Origin of the sequence: Vibrio sp. 10N.222.55.A1 (assembly GCF_041473835.1) — a bacterium.
Lineage (GTDB): Bacteria > Pseudomonadota > Gammaproteobacteria > Enterobacterales > Vibrionaceae > Vibrio > Vibrio crassostreae_C.
In genome coordinates this window covers 51,059-63,959 of sequence record NZ_JBFRSX010000008.1, presented here as the reverse complement: position 1 = coordinate 63,959, position 12,901 = coordinate 51,059, and the positions used below count along the sequence as shown (strand labels likewise).

15 protein-coding genes are annotated in these 12,901 nt (G+C 44.9%); 9 read left to right on the top strand and 6 right to left on the bottom strand.

The window, feature by feature from the left end:
* The first annotated feature begins 154 nt into the window (after positions 1-154).
* Together AB4493_RS01880 and AB4493_RS01875 are read left to right on the top strand one after the other, a co-directional pair.
* Positions 155-775: a metalloregulator ArsR/SmtB family transcription factor gene (locus AB4493_RS01880; protein ID WP_017063674.1), complete on the top strand. Its 621-nt coding sequence runs from the start codon at positions 155-157 to the stop codon at positions 773-775.
* A 122-nt stretch (positions 776-897) separates the two neighbouring features.
* Complete coding sequence (locus tag AB4493_RS01875; protein WP_017061155.1) at positions 898-1,245, top strand: DUF3135 domain-containing protein; 348 nt, start codon at positions 898-900, stop codon at positions 1,243-1,245.
* A 61-nt stretch (positions 1,246-1,306) separates the two neighbouring features.
* Here AB4493_RS01875 and AB4493_RS01870 read toward each other — a convergent pair whose 3' ends face one another.
* Complete coding sequence (locus tag AB4493_RS01870; protein ID WP_372154430.1) at positions 1,307-1,735, bottom strand: DUF805 domain-containing protein; 429 nt, start codon at positions 1,733-1,735, stop codon at positions 1,307-1,309.
* A gap of 45 nt (positions 1,736-1,780) precedes the next feature.
* Complete coding sequence (locus tag AB4493_RS01865) at positions 1,781-2,128, bottom strand: 5-carboxymethyl-2-hydroxymuconate Delta-isomerase (protein ID WP_017061157.1); 348 nt, start codon at positions 2,126-2,128, stop codon at positions 1,781-1,783.
* A 249-nt stretch (positions 2,129-2,377) separates the two neighbouring features.
* Here AB4493_RS01865 and tpiA point away from each other — a divergent pair, with 249 nt between their 5' ends.
* Both tpiA and AB4493_RS01855 read left to right on the top strand, forming a co-directional pair.
* Entirely contained in the window at positions 2,378-3,148 is a 771-nt protein-coding gene (tpiA, locus tag AB4493_RS01860) for a triose-phosphate isomerase (RefSeq protein ID WP_017061158.1), read from the top strand.
* A 142-nt stretch (positions 3,149-3,290) separates the two neighbouring features.
* Complete coding sequence (locus AB4493_RS01855) at positions 3,291-3,644, top strand: endonuclease domain-containing protein (protein ID WP_017061159.1); 354 nt, start codon at positions 3,291-3,293, stop codon at positions 3,642-3,644.
* A gap of 370 nt (positions 3,645-4,014) precedes the next feature.
* Here AB4493_RS01855 and pfkA read toward each other — a convergent pair whose 3' ends face one another.
* The 3 genes from pfkA to AB4493_RS01840 all read right to left on the bottom strand — a co-directional run bounded on the left by pfkA (position 4,015) and on the right by AB4493_RS01840 (position 6,877).
* Positions 4,015-4,977, bottom strand: a complete 963-nt coding sequence (gene pfkA, locus AB4493_RS01850) for a 6-phosphofructokinase (protein ID WP_017061160.1) — start codon at positions 4,975-4,977, stop codon at positions 4,015-4,017.
* 317 nt (positions 4,978-5,294) lie between these two features.
* On the bottom strand, positions 5,295-6,203 hold the full coding sequence (fieF, locus tag AB4493_RS01845; RefSeq protein ID WP_029235400.1) for a CDF family cation-efflux transporter FieF: 909 nt from the start codon (positions 6,201-6,203) through the stop codon (positions 5,295-5,297).
* A 164-nt stretch (positions 6,204-6,367) separates the two neighbouring features.
* Positions 6,368-6,877 carry a CpxP family protein gene (locus AB4493_RS01840; protein ID WP_017061162.1) on the bottom strand — a complete coding sequence of 170 codons (510 nt, stop codon included), beginning with the start codon at positions 6,875-6,877 and terminating at the stop codon, positions 6,368-6,370.
* 180 nt (positions 6,878-7,057) lie between these two features.
* On the opposite strand from AB4493_RS01840, the gene AB4493_RS01835 reads away from it, so the two are divergent.
* The 4 genes from AB4493_RS01835 to trmL all read left to right on the top strand — a co-directional run bounded on the left by AB4493_RS01835 (position 7,058) and on the right by trmL (position 10,377).
* The gene (locus tag AB4493_RS01835) at positions 7,058-7,747 is read left to right on the top strand and encodes a response regulator (protein WP_017061163.1); all 690 of its coding nucleotides are present in this window, start codon (positions 7,058-7,060) and stop codon (positions 7,745-7,747) included.
* Positions 7,747-9,126: an envelope stress sensor histidine kinase CpxA gene (gene cpxA, locus AB4493_RS01830; RefSeq protein WP_017066565.1), complete on the top strand. Its 1,380-nt coding sequence runs from the start codon at positions 7,747-7,749 to the stop codon at positions 9,124-9,126. The genes AB4493_RS01835 and cpxA overlap by 1 nt, the downstream gene beginning before the upstream one ends.
* Before the next feature lie 70 nt (positions 9,127-9,196).
* Positions 9,197-9,814 carry a superoxide dismutase gene (locus AB4493_RS01825; RefSeq protein WP_102320305.1) on the top strand — a complete coding sequence of 206 codons (618 nt, stop codon included), beginning with the start codon at positions 9,197-9,199 and terminating at the stop codon, positions 9,812-9,814.
* Positions 9,815-9,897: 83 nt separating this feature from the next.
* Complete coding sequence (gene trmL / locus AB4493_RS01820; protein WP_009844716.1) at positions 9,898-10,377, top strand: tRNA (uridine(34)/cytosine(34)/5-carboxymethylaminomethyluridine(34)-2'-O)-methyltransferase TrmL; 480 nt, start codon at positions 9,898-9,900, stop codon at positions 10,375-10,377.
* 182 nt (positions 10,378-10,559) lie between these two features.
* On the opposite strand, the gene AB4493_RS01815 is transcribed toward trmL, so the two are convergent.
* Positions 10,560-11,084: an FxsA family protein gene (locus tag AB4493_RS01815; protein ID WP_012604974.1), complete on the bottom strand. Its 525-nt coding sequence runs from the start codon at positions 11,082-11,084 to the stop codon at positions 10,560-10,562.
* A gap of 284 nt (positions 11,085-11,368) precedes the next feature.
* On the opposite strand from AB4493_RS01815, the gene aspA reads away from it, so the two are divergent.
* Complete coding sequence (aspA, locus tag AB4493_RS01810; RefSeq protein ID WP_017063668.1) at positions 11,369-12,820, top strand: aspartate ammonia-lyase; 1,452 nt, start codon at positions 11,369-11,371, stop codon at positions 12,818-12,820.
* Positions 12,821-12,901: the final 81 nt, after the last annotated feature.

Sequence of the window (12,901 nt, the reverse complement as noted above, 5' to 3'; positions counted from 1 at the left end):
ATCAGCCTTTTGTTTTATTAGCGCACCAGAATCTGACCATGGCAGCCAATAGAGTAAAACGCTATCTATAGAGTAAATTATCATCAATATAGTAAATGGTTTGCTTTATAAACACCTTGCCTCATAATAGTAAGGTTCATTAGGTAGGGATAGTATGAAAACAAGCGACAGAATCTTACAGACCATTAAGCGTCAAGGCGCGGTAACCGCGAAACAACTGTCAGAAGAATTTGGCATGACGACAATGGGGGCAAGGCAACATCTGCAAAGCCTGGAAGATGACGGTATTCTTGCGTTTCATGATGTGAAAGTGAAAGTGGGTCGCCCGACTCGCCACTGGTCCCTGACTCAACAAGGTCATAACCAATTTTCAGACCGACATGGTGAACTCACCATTCAAGTGATTGATGCTGTCGAGAATCTATTTGGTAAAGAAGGGCTGGCTAAGGTTGCTGCCGAGCGTGAACAACACACTCTTAAGCAGTATCAAACTGCGCTGTCTGGCTGTGATTCACTCATCAGCAAGCTTAAAAAACTCACCCAGCTTCGTGAAGACGAAGGCTACATGGCTGAGCTTCAAGAGCATGATGATCACTACATCTTGATTGAGAACCACTGCCCTATCTGTAAGGCTGCAACTCGCTGCCCTAGCCTGTGCCAATCTGAGCTCAACGTGTTTACTGAGTTACTAAAAGATGAGTGTCACGTGAGCCGTACAGAGCACATCATTGCTGGCGAACGACGCTGCACTTACACCTTAACACCCGCCCTTTGATTGCAAAGGTAATCGGCTAATACCGTCTCAATATTGAGAAAATACAAATAGATTAAAATTTGTACAGATTTCTTTCTTAAGCTTAGAGCATATGAAACACGCTTAATGCTAAGGAAGGAATGATGGCGCATCCACAACCCGCTCAAAAACTGCCACCCTTTGATGAACTTGTCCAACTCGCGAAAAGCGACCCGAAAGCATTCAATCAATTCAAACACGAGATGTGCGAACAGATGATTTGTTCGGCTTCAGACGTGATGCAAGACCGACTTCGTGCGCAGCAAAGTCACATCGACTTAGTGGTTAGCCGTTGTAAAAACCCACACCACGCCAATGTCGTACTCATGCAAGAGCTGCGCTGTCAGGTCTGTAAGTTCCAAGATGCACTCGAAGGGCGCTGCGGCTTTGAAGAATCTCTGCCTGAAAATGTCGTGCCTTTTAAGCCGAATACCGAACCTAAAATGTACTGAAATTAGCAAAGCACTAAAAAGAAAAAGGGAGCGTAATGCCCCCTTCTTATTGGTTCGCTGTTCAATATTTACATGGGTCTTCGCCGTAGTCATTACGGCCTTCTGTACCTTTCAACAAACCACACTCAATCAGAATCCAGAAACCACACACTAATGCCGCGACGGTTGCCGCCATATGAATTGCCGATACCGGCTCTGTCGTCGTTGCAACCATTGGCGAAGCTAAACGACCCAATACTAATGGCACATTCAATAGTAGCCAGTAATTAGACTTATTGCGGTCGTGCCAGCGCTTAGCGGTTACCGCAAGGTCTGGGATCACAAGCATCAATAGGATGATTGGTAGCAGGATATAAGAGTAAGCAGGGAACAACACAGAGATACCTGAAGCAAAACCGGTAATCGCTATGTAGTAGAAAACATTCCAAATCCAGTAAGTCTTACGACCAATTCTCCCCTTGAAAGAGAGCAGTAATTCTTTCATCGACATCTTAAATACTCAAATTTATACGCCGCTAAAAGTCAGCAGCAATGGTTAGTTTATTACTTTTTGAAAGCAACTTTTATCCATATCACGAATATTCACCGTTAAGCTTCTTACATGACTTGCTTGTTCTTGCAGGATCTGCATTAACGATCGTGACAATTCTCGCTTTTGCTCTTCCGTTCGTCCCGAAAGTAACTCAAAGCTGATATGAATAAAGTCTACACTATCTTCCTCATCACCGACCAACCAATTATGGCAACGCAGTGAACGAGATTTCACTGATGGCACATCAAACAAGCCACATGTGAGAGCGACTTGGTGGAGATCTTCCAGTAAGCCTTGGATATTTACTCGCTCATCCACTGAATTGGAGTACTCTAGAACTAGATTCGGCATTGTTACTTCCTGTTGTTAACGCAATCGTTTGTCCCTTAATAACAACTAACGATGAAAAATCCGAGAAGTTAGCTATTATTCTGTCTGCCGGATCACTGATATATGCTCAAAATCTACTCTGACCATTGAGTAAGATCCAAGAAAGTCATGACCACAGTCATGATCTGTTGATATTAATCTGTTATATTATTTCGTAATAAAGTTTACTTTTTTACATTCGATTTATTTAAATACTTTGGAGATATTCCTATGCGTCATCCTGTAGTTATGGGTAACTGGAAACTAAACGGCAGCAAAGAAATGGTTGTTGATCTACTAAACGGTCTTAACGCTGAACTTGAAGGCGTAACAGGCGTAGACGTAGCAGTTGCTCCACCAGCACTTTTCGTTGATCTTGCTGAGCGTACGCTTACTGAAGCGGGCAGCGCGATCATCCTAGGTGCTCAAAACTCTGACCTAAACAACAGCGGTGCATTCACTGGCGACATGTCTCCAGCAATGCTTAAAGAGTTCGGCGCATCTCACATCATCATCGGTCACTCTGAGCGTCGTGAATACCACAACGAATCAGATGAGTTCGTAGCTAAGAAATTCGCATTCCTAAAAGAGAACGGCCTAACTCCAGTTCTTTGTATCGGTGAATCTGAAGCACAAAACGAAGCAGGCGAAACTGTTGCAGTATGTGCTCGTCAACTTGACGCTGTTATCAACACTCAAGGTGTTGAAGCTCTTGAAGGCGCTATCATCGCTTACGAACCAATCTGGGCTATCGGTACTGGTAAAGCAGCTACAGCTGAAGATGCACAGCGCATCCACGCTCAAATCCGTGCACACATCGCAGAGAAATCTGAAGAAGTTGCTAAGAAAGTTGTTATCCAATACGGCGGTTCTGTTAAGCCAGAAAACGCAGCAGCTTACTTCGCACAACCAGACATCGACGGTGCTCTAGTTGGCGGCGCAGCTCTAGACGCGAAAAGCTTCGCAGCTATCGCTAAAGCAGCAGCTGAAGCAAAAGCTTAATTTAAACTTCACCGTTTAAATTAAATGAAAGGTCAACTTAGGTTGGCCTTTTTTGATCTCGCTCGAAAACCGCCACTCCCAACCTCTTTTTTGCACTGAGCTCTTTGTAACTTAATAACATTCCGGTTTATTAGACTGCGTTATGAAGATTTATACACAAGCTCATCTAAACACATTTCGAAAACAGCTCCGAAACAACATGCCTCAACCAGAACGCAAGCTATGGTTTTATATACGGAACAAGCAGCTTGGTATTAAGTTTCGCAGACAACATAGCATCGGAAAGTACGTCGTGGATTTCTTCAGCTGTGAACTAAAACTGGCCATTGAGATAGATGGTAATAGCCACTTTTCAGAACAAGCACAGGCTTACGATCATCAGCGTACACGAGACTTAAACAAGATTGGAATCAAGGTGCTTCGCTTTACCAATAATGAAGTTAATCAGAATCTTGAAGAAGTTTTGGTGAAAATCATGAATTCAATCCCCAAATAAACTTCTGTGTACACATCCCCCTCTAACTCCCCCTTATTTCAACATTTTCGATTACCCTGCCGATCTAAGGTAAAGGGGGAGAACTTTCTTTGTTCACTTAGGTTCCTAGGCTTACTGAAACCATAAAATGTTCAATAAATCGCTAATAGGAAAGCTTACGTTAATCGCTAAAATTTGTTGTAGTCGGTATATGCTCCAACAACTACGGAACGGTTCCTCCCCTTTCCAATGAAAGCTAAAGGGATCTAGAAACCTGACATAAGGGGAGGCTAGGAGGGGATTTTACAATGAATCTAAAGAACGGCAGGCACAAAAAAACCGCTGAATAATCAGCGGTTTTTAAATTCTTTAAGCGAACGCTAAGCGTGGCTTAGAACAACTCTTCTGCAACGCGGAACAGCTCAGAACGGTCTGGGTTCTGCATGTTCTCGATACAATCGATGATGTCGTGGTGAACAAGTTCTTCTTTCTCGATACCCACACAACGACCACCGTGACCTTCTTGAAGAAGGTGAACAGCGTAGTTACCCATGCGAGAAGCCAATACACGGTCAAATGCAGTAGGACGACCACCACGTTGGATGTGACCAAGAACCGTTGCACGAGTTTCACGACCTGTTGAAGATTCAATCTCTTTAGCCAGTTCGTTAGCATCCATCATTAGCTCAGTTAGAGCGATGATTGCGTGCTTCTTACCTTTCGCAATGCCATCTTGGATGTTGCTGATAAGCTGTTCTTTATCTAGGCCAGTCTCTGGAGTAATGATGTACTCACAACCACCCGCGATTGCTGACATAAGCGTAAGATCACCACAGTGACGGCCCATGATTTCAACAATAGAAATACGTTGGTGAGAAGAAGACGTGTCACGTAGACGGTCAATTGAATCAATAACAGTGTTAAGCGCTGTTAGGTAACCGATTGTGTAGTCAGTACCCGCGATATCGTTATCGATTGTGCCTGGAAGACCGATACATGGGTAACCCATTTCAGTCAGCTTCTTAGCACCCATGTAAGAACCGTCACCACCGATAACAACAAGTGCTTCGATACCGTGCTTCTTAAGGTTCTCAATGCCTTTCTCACGAACAGCAACGTCTTTAAATTCAGGGAAACGTGCAGAACCTAAGAAAGTACCACCACGGTTGATCACGTCAGATACGCTTGAACGGTCAAGCTTTTCGATACGGTCTTCAACAAGGCCTTGGTAGCCATCGTAAATACCGTAAACTTCAATGCCAACTGATAACGCAGTACGAACAACGCCGCGAACTGCTGCGTTCATACCTGGAGCGTCACCACCACTGGTCAAAACACCGATCTTCTTAATCATGCTCACCCTCGATTTTTGGGAATCTATTATTCAATTCTTGTTCTTGCTGATTGTATATCAACAAGATTTTAAATCTATATTTGTGCGTTATGTTACATTTCCTCAACAGGAATAGCACTCAAATCGCGTAAAATTATGTAACATTTCTACTTCTGTAAGAGTATTACAGTTTTACTCAATAACTTTGTTGATTCACATCAGAATCAACATTAATTGTTACTAAGGTGGTTTTTGAATCACCTAACAGTTAATAATTTTTACTCACTTTAGTTCAAAAGCCACTCACTTACCATTTGCCCGCTGATTTTTAGCACGCATTACCACGAGTGGAATTTCTGCTGCTTCTCTGGTCCAAATACGACCGAATACGGGTCTTGGTGAATTAATACATCAGCATCAGGGAACACGGAGATAAGCTTAGCCTCTACTTCGTCAGAAATGCGATGCGCTTCAATAAGTGGGATATTATCTTCCAATTCTAGATGCAGTTGGATGAAGCGTATTGGCCCCGAGCGACGCGTTCGTAATTGATGCACACCCAACACGCCTTCCACGCTCAATGATGTCTCTTTAATCTGTTTCAGCTCATCATCTGGCAGCTTATGATCAAGCAGAGACTGAACCGCTTCCATCGCCATTTGATAAGCGCTGTACAGAATGTAGATACCGATACCGACCGCGAATACTGAGTCCGCCTGACCAATCCCAAACCAGCTCAATGCCAGTGCCAGCATGATCGCAGCGTTCATATAAAGGTCTGATTGATAGTGCAGAGAGTCGGCCGCAATAGCTTGGCTGCCTGTTTTGTTGACCACATGCTTTTGGAATCGAACCAAACCGAAGGTCATCACCATCGCAAATAAGCTGACATAGATACCAATCTCTGGAGAATTCAGTTCATGAGGTCGGAAGAAGCGCTCAATACCATTGAGAATAAGGAAACATGCAGAGCCTGAAATAAACATTGCCTGCGCTAATGCAGCTAGAGATTCAGCCTTACCATGACCAAAGGTGTGCTCTTTGTCGGCAGGCTGCAGAGAGTAACGAACCACGATAAGGTTAACGACAGAGGCCGCGATATCCAGCATTGAATCCACGACGGAAGCCAACAGACTCACGGAACCTGTCACCCACCAAGCTGCGACTTTCACTATCAATAAAATAGTGGCGATGGTTGTGGCTGCCCAAGCGGCGAGCGTAACTAAACGTGCGTATTCTTGTTTCATAACTTGGCTATAAAGTGACTGATAGCACAAAGTATAACCTGCAAACCACCAATTGAATATGACAGCCATGATGTAAAACATTCATTTTTAAGGATCAAAAAAAGCGACACTCGGCCGCTTCTTTCTAAACACTTTCATTCAACGCTGATTTCTCAAGCAATGAATTACTTGTCTTTGTTCATGCGTTTTTCCATTTTGTCAGCACACTTAGTCATGCGCTCTTGTTGGATTTCTTTCAGTTGAGTCTTTTGCTCAGCCGTTAGTACGCTCATCATTTCGTGTTGCTTCTTAAGCATTGCTACGCGACGCTCAGTTTGCTTCTCAACCATTTGGCTTGCTAGGTCGTTTGCTGCTGCTTCGTCAAAGTTGTCAGCCAGTACCAATGCTTGAACTTTTTCTTGGTGCGCTTTCATTTTCGCCATTTTATCGGCTTTATTGCCAGCGTGTTTTTCTTTCATCTCAGCGCGGTTCGCTTCGCGCATCTCTTTCAATTCTGTTTTTTGTGCATCAGTCAGGTCTAGTTGACGCATCACTTTCTTATCGAAGCCACCACATTTACCGTGCATGCCTTTGTGGTCGCCTTTATCGCCGCCGCCATATGCGAACGCGCTTGCTGTACCTAACATTAGTGGAAGTGCCGCAGCTGCTAGTACAAGTTTCTTAGTCATTTTCATAATTGTTGCCTCAATTCGGTATAATAAGTCATGTGTTGCGTCTGTTTCTCAGCGCTTAGATATAGATTAGTCTTTCCCTCGTAAAGTGACGTTTAGAAAGCGTAAAGAATCGTAAAGAGTGAAAGTTGACGAATAATTAGCAGTATTATTAACCTGTAAATAACCAATTAAGGCTTCCCAATGGCGAACATTCTTCTTATTGATGACGACACCGAGTTAACCAGCTTACTCAAAGACATTCTGAGCTTTGAGGGCTTCACTGTTTCCGAAGCCAATGATGGCTATGCAGGGCTGGAAGCTATCAATGATGAGATTGACCTGATTCTTTTGGATGTGATGATGCCGCGTCTTAATGGCATGGAAACACTAAAGAAACTGAGAGAAAATTGGGAAACACCAGTGCTGATGCTGACCGCAAAAGGCGAAGAGATCGACCGTGTGATTGGTCTTGAACTTGGCGCGGATGATTACCTGCCTAAACCTTTCAGTGACCGAGAGTTGTTAGCGCGTATTCGAGCTATCTTGCGTCGTACTCAAACCAACACCGCACCTAAGGCGGCCAGTGATAGAGTTCAATATCAAGACATCGAAGTCTTCCCTGGCAAACAAGAAGCCTACTGCAATGGGGAGCTCATCGACCTCACCACAACCGAGTTCGCCCTACTGAGTCACCTTATCCAAAACCCAGGGCAAGTGATCACCAAAGAAGCATTGAGTTTGGATGTGCTGGGTAAAAGGCTCGCAGCGTTTGACCGCGCGATAGACATGCACATCTCTAATCTACGTAAGAAGATTCCTGAGCGCACTGACGGCAAATCACGCATCAAAACCTTACGAGGCCGTGGCTACTTATTGGTAGAGGAAGATTAATGCGTATACCTAAAATCACCAGCTTATATGGACGTATCTTTGCTATCTTTTGGTTCACCATGTTACTGGTGCTTTTGTCGGTGCTGTCACTTCCCCATTTAGACCCTCGAGTCGCGCGAGATGTGCCCGCAGATCACCTCGATAAACTCGAGCGTATCGCTAAAATCACAGAGAAACGCTACGCCAAAGAACCTAATCTGGGCAAGATTGTCTTCCAACTGGAGGCACCACGCAGCCGCAAGGATTCTAGAGCTCGCATCTACCTGACCGATCTTGAGGGCGCAGTCCTTACCTCGAAAAGGCATTCAGACTATAAGCTAAAGGCGATTCGTAACTTTGTTACCTCGATTGATAACCCTGAGATGCCGAAGCAAAAACTCTACGGACACTACATGGTCGCAGGGCCAGTGCCAATTACTCTCGCTGGTGAAGAGTTGCTGATGTATGCCGGAGTGAAGTGGAACCAACCACCGCCATTCTTACTGCGCCTGTTTGATAGACCTCTGCAGCTATTGCTTGCCGTGATGTTGGCGAGTACCCCGCTATTACTTTGGTTAGCTTGGGCACTCAGCCAACCTGCTCGCAGGCTAGAACGCGCGGCACAACGCGTGGCGAAAGGTCAATTCGAGGTCGATCCAACACTCGAAAAAGGTACTTCAGAGTTCAGACAAGCTGGTGAAAGCTTTAACCAGATGGTAGAAGCGGTAAACCAGATGATTTCGGGGCAACAACGCCTGCTCTCTGATATCTCACACGAGCTCCGCTCGCCACTGACACGTCTTCGCATGGCCAATGCACTGGCGATTCGTAAACAAGGCGAGAGCCAAGAGTTAGAACGCATTGATACCGAAGCACAGCGTTTGGAACAGATGATCAGTGAGCTGCTAACGCTATCTCGTATGCAGGTCGACAGCCATATTACTCGTGAGGTTCAGCCTATCTCGAGCCTATGGGAAGAGATCTTAAAAGACGCAGAGTTTGAAGCCGAACAGATGGGCAAACAACTGACGTTCTCGGAGATCCCAGAACGCTCTATTTCGGGGAACCCTAAACTGCTGATGAGTGCGCTAGACAACATTACACGCAATGCCATCTACTACGGTAAAGACCAAGTGGATGTACAGTTCCATGTGGTTCAAGATCAGCTAACAATTTGCGTCAATGATAATGGTGATGGTGTTCCAGAGGATGAACTCGATTCTATCTTCAGACCTTTCTACCGTGTCTCAACAGCGCGTGACAGAAACTCTGGCGGCACAGGGCTTGGATTAACCATTACTGAAAGTGCGATTCGCCAACACAGCGGAACCATCACCGCAACCCGCAGCCAGCTCGGTGGATTACAACTCGAAATCACCCTGCCTATCTTACCGGTGTAATACCCCCACAAAGATCGCAGTTGATAATGATTGTCATTATGGTAAATCCTCTAATTAAGGAGGATTTACCATGTCGCACACTTTCCCTGCTTTACCCTACGCTTACGATGCCCTAGAGCCTTACATTGACGCTAAGACAATGGAAGTGCATTACAGCAAGCACCATAGAACCTACTACGATAAGTTTGTTGCGGCGGTGTCTGGCAGCGAGCTAGAACAGCAATCTCTGACCGAGATCTTTGCCAACATATCTCAGCACAGCCCTGACGTGCGTAACAATGGTGGTGGCTACTACAATCACATCTTGTATTGGAATTGCATGTCGCAAGACGGTGGTGGTGAACCTACGGGCGAGCTTGGTGAGGCTATCAAGAGTACCTTCGGTGATTTCGAGACATTCCAAGATCAGTTCGCCCAAGCGGCGATCAATACCTTTGGCTCCGGCTTTGCTTGGCTAGTGGTAGAGCAAGGGCAACTGAAGATCATCTCAACCTCGAACCAAGATAATCCGTGGATGGATACCGTGGCGAGTGATGGCGAACCGATTCTCGCGCTCGATGTTTGGGAACACGCCTACTACATCAGCTACCAAAACCGTCGTCCTGATTACATCAATGCATGGTGGAACGTGGTGAATTGGAATGCCGTATCTGAAAACTACGCGCAAGCACTAACGAACCAAGCGTAAGCGAATGGTGACGGTGGCGAACTGTACTCACTCAGCTTGCCACCGTATACTCGGGCTATCTTTGATTACTCTTGTGAACCAACATGTTTGATATCGCTCTATACGAACCAGAAATTGCACCCAATACGGGTAACATCATCCGCCTATGTGCTAACTGCGGTGCAAACCTGCACCTGATTGAACCGCTTGGCTTTGATTTTGAAGAGAAGAAGGTTCGTCGTGCTGGCTTGGATTACCACGACCTTGCGCGAGTTAAGCGTCACAAGAACCTAGAAGCTTTCCTTGAGTATCTTGAGAATGAACGCGAGGGTGACTTCCGCATCTTTGCCTGCACCACTAAAACGACAGGTCACCACGTTGATGCAAAATTCCAACAAGGTGATGTGTTGATGTTTGGCCCAGAGACTCGCGGGCTGCCTGCTGAATTCATCGAAAGTATGCCAATGGAACAACGCATTCGTATTCCAATGATGCCAGACGCGCGCAGCCTGAACCTGTCTAACGCAGTGGCAATCATTGCTTTTGAAGCATGGCGACAAATGGGTTTTGAAGGCGCGGTATAACCGAACACTCAAGCTTATCTGTTATCTGTTATCTGTTATCTGTTATCTGTTATCGATAGTAAACAGTAAGTAACAGCTAGCGACAGACAATAAAAAAGGCTCTTACCATTATCACTTTCTTGCGAAGGATAAAGGTAAGAGCCTTTTCTGTTTTCCCTCTATATAAAGAGAGAAAAAATTAATTAGTTTAAGCGGTTACGATCGTTGTCGTCGTCTTTCTTCTCAAACTCACCTTCAAAGGTGTTGCCGTCTTTTGATTGGTCAGATGGATCGCGATTGAATGGGTCTTGTCCAAATGGGCTCTGGCCAAAACCAGCTTGTCCACCGGCATGGAAACCACCAGACATGTTGGTCACCACCATTTTTTCCATCATTTTCTTGGCAATCATCGCTCTTGGTGCTGGCAATAATACCAACATACCGAGTGCGTCCGTCATAAAACCCGGAGTCAGCAGCAATACACCGGCAACTGCAAGCATCACGCCTTCAAGAATCTGTTGTGCTGGCATTTCGCCTTGTTGCAAACGACCTTGCACAGACATAAGTGTCTGAATGCCTTGGCTACGAACCAGCGATGCACCCACAAATGCAGTGATCAAAACCAACGCAATAGTTGGCCACAATCCTAAGAAGCCACCAACTTGAATAAATAGCCCAATCTCAATGATGGGTACGAAGATAAATAGTAATAATAAGATAGGAAACACACGCCCTCCTTTGTTACTTGCAGTTTACGCTGAAAGCCCTAACAATCTCAAATTTATCCTGTAAATAAGCGTGTTTATTGACCAAGAATAACTTTGCAAAATATTGACGAAACAAAACCGAAAAAGGTGATCCACTTAATATTTTTATGCGCTAAGTACAGTATCATGTGCCACATAAGTCAGGACGGATTTATCAGCCCAATATTCTAGCGAACGGAGTATTTGCACACAGAATAGGCTAATAACTAACTATATAATCAGAATAATTCTCTAAGGATCCTGTTATGGCTACTCAATCAGAAGCTCAAGTTGAAGCTCCTCAAGCTACTCGTCTCGAAGAAGATCTATTAGGTCAACGTCATGTTCCGGCTGATGCTTACTACGGCATCCACACTCTACGCGCAGTTGAAAACTTCAACATCTCAAATGTAACGATCTCAGATGTACCTGAATTCGTTCGCGGTATGGTGATGACTAAGAAAGCAGCGGCTTTAGCAAACAAAGAGTTAGGTGTAATTCCAAGCGAAGTGGCTAAATACATCATCCAAGCTTGTGACCTAATTCTAGACACGGGTAAGTGCATGGATCAGTTCCCATCGGACGTTTTCCAAGGTGGTGCTGGTACTTCTGTAAACATGAACGCAAACGAAGTTGTTGCGAACGTGGCTCTTGAACTTATGGGCAAAGAAAAAGGCCAATACGAGTTCATCAACCCGAACGACCATGTAAACCGCAGCCAATCTACAAACTGTGCTTACCCAACTGGCTTCCGTATCTCTGTTTACAACAGCGTTCGTAAACTGATTGATGCGATCGAATACCTAAAAGGTGCATTCGAGCTTAAGAGCCAAGAATTCAACACGATTTTGAAGATGGGTCGTACTCAGCTTCAAGACGCAGTTCCAATGACGGTTGGCCAAGAGTTCCACGCTTGGGCTGTAACCATCAATGAAGAAATCAAAAACCTAGAATACACTTCAAAACTACTGCTTGAAGTAAACCTAGGCGCAACGGCTATCGGTACAGGTCTGAACGCAGCACCGGGTTACCAAGGCCTAGCAGTGAAACACCTAGCAGAAGTAACAGGCCTAGAGTGTGTAGCGGCTGAAGATTTAATCGAAGCAACGTCTGACTGTGGCGCATACGTAATGACGCACGGCGCACTTAAGCGTCTAGCAGTTAAGCTATCTAAGATCTGTAACGACTTGCGTCTACTTTCTTCAGGTCCACGTACTGGTTTGAACGAGCTAAACCTACCTGAACTGCAAGCAGGTTCTTCAATCATGCCTGCTAAAGTAAACCCAGTTGTACCTGAAGTAGTAAACCAAGTTTGCTTCAAAGTTCTAGGTAACGACAACACGGTTTCTTTCGCTGCGGAAGGTGGTCAACTTCAACTGAACGTAATGGAACCTGTTATTGCACAAAGCATGTTTGAGTCTCTAGACATTCTGACAAACGCTTGTGTGAACCTGCGCGACAAGTGTGTAGACGGCATTACGGTAAACAAAGAAGTATGTGAAGCGCACGTATTTAACTCTATCGGTATCGTCACTTACCTAAACCCATACATTGGCCACCACGAAGGTGACATTGTTGGTAAGATCTGTGCAGAAACAGGTAAGAGTGTTCGTGATGTAGTTCTAGAACGCGGTTTATTGACCGAAGAAGAACTTGATGACATTTTCTCTGTTGAAAATTTGATGCATCCTCAGTATAAAGCGAAGCGCTACGAATAAAGTTAGCGAGAAAGGGTTCCAAACGGAGCCCTTTTTTAGGCTCCAATACGGTTAACCATGATTATTTTGTGGATTTCCGTT

Excerpts from the sequence above, each read along its gene's own strand:
- AB4493_RS01880 (WP_017063674.1), top strand. The coding sequence starts at position 155 with ATGAAAACAAGCGACAGAATCTTACAGACCATTAAGCGTCAAGGCGCG.
- AB4493_RS01875 (WP_017061155.1), top strand. The coding sequence starts at position 898 with ATGGCGCATCCACAACCCGCTCAAAAACTGCCACCCTTTGATGAACTT.
- AB4493_RS01870 (WP_372154430.1), bottom strand. The coding sequence starts at position 1,735 with ATGTCGATGAAAGAATTACTGCTCTCTTTCAAGGGGAGAATTGGTCGT.
- AB4493_RS01865 (WP_017061157.1), bottom strand. The coding sequence starts at position 2,128 with ATGCCGAATCTAGTTCTAGAGTACTCCAATTCAGTGGATGAGCGAGTA.
- tpiA (WP_017061158.1), top strand. The coding sequence starts at position 2,378 with ATGCGTCATCCTGTAGTTATGGGTAACTGGAAACTAAACGGCAGCAAA.
- AB4493_RS01855 (WP_017061159.1), top strand. The coding sequence starts at position 3,291 with ATGAAGATTTATACACAAGCTCATCTAAACACATTTCGAAAACAGCTC.
- pfkA (WP_017061160.1), bottom strand. The coding sequence starts at position 4,977 with ATGATTAAGAAGATCGGTGTTTTGACCAGTGGTGGTGACGCTCCAGGT.
- fieF (WP_029235400.1), bottom strand. The coding sequence starts at position 6,203 with ATGAAACAAGAATACGCACGTTTAGTTACGCTCGCCGCTTGGGCAGCC.
- AB4493_RS01840 (WP_017061162.1), bottom strand. The coding sequence starts at position 6,877 with ATGAAAATGACTAAGAAACTTGTACTAGCAGCTGCGGCACTTCCACTA.
- AB4493_RS01835 (WP_017061163.1), top strand. The coding sequence starts at position 7,058 with ATGGCGAACATTCTTCTTATTGATGACGACACCGAGTTAACCAGCTTA.
- cpxA (WP_017066565.1), top strand. The coding sequence starts at position 7,747 with ATGCGTATACCTAAAATCACCAGCTTATATGGACGTATCTTTGCTATC.
- AB4493_RS01825 (WP_102320305.1), top strand. The coding sequence starts at position 9,197 with ATGTCGCACACTTTCCCTGCTTTACCCTACGCTTACGATGCCCTAGAG.
- trmL (WP_009844716.1), top strand. The coding sequence starts at position 9,898 with ATGTTTGATATCGCTCTATACGAACCAGAAATTGCACCCAATACGGGT.
- aspA (WP_017063668.1), top strand. The coding sequence starts at position 11,369 with ATGGCTACTCAATCAGAAGCTCAAGTTGAAGCTCCTCAAGCTACTCGT.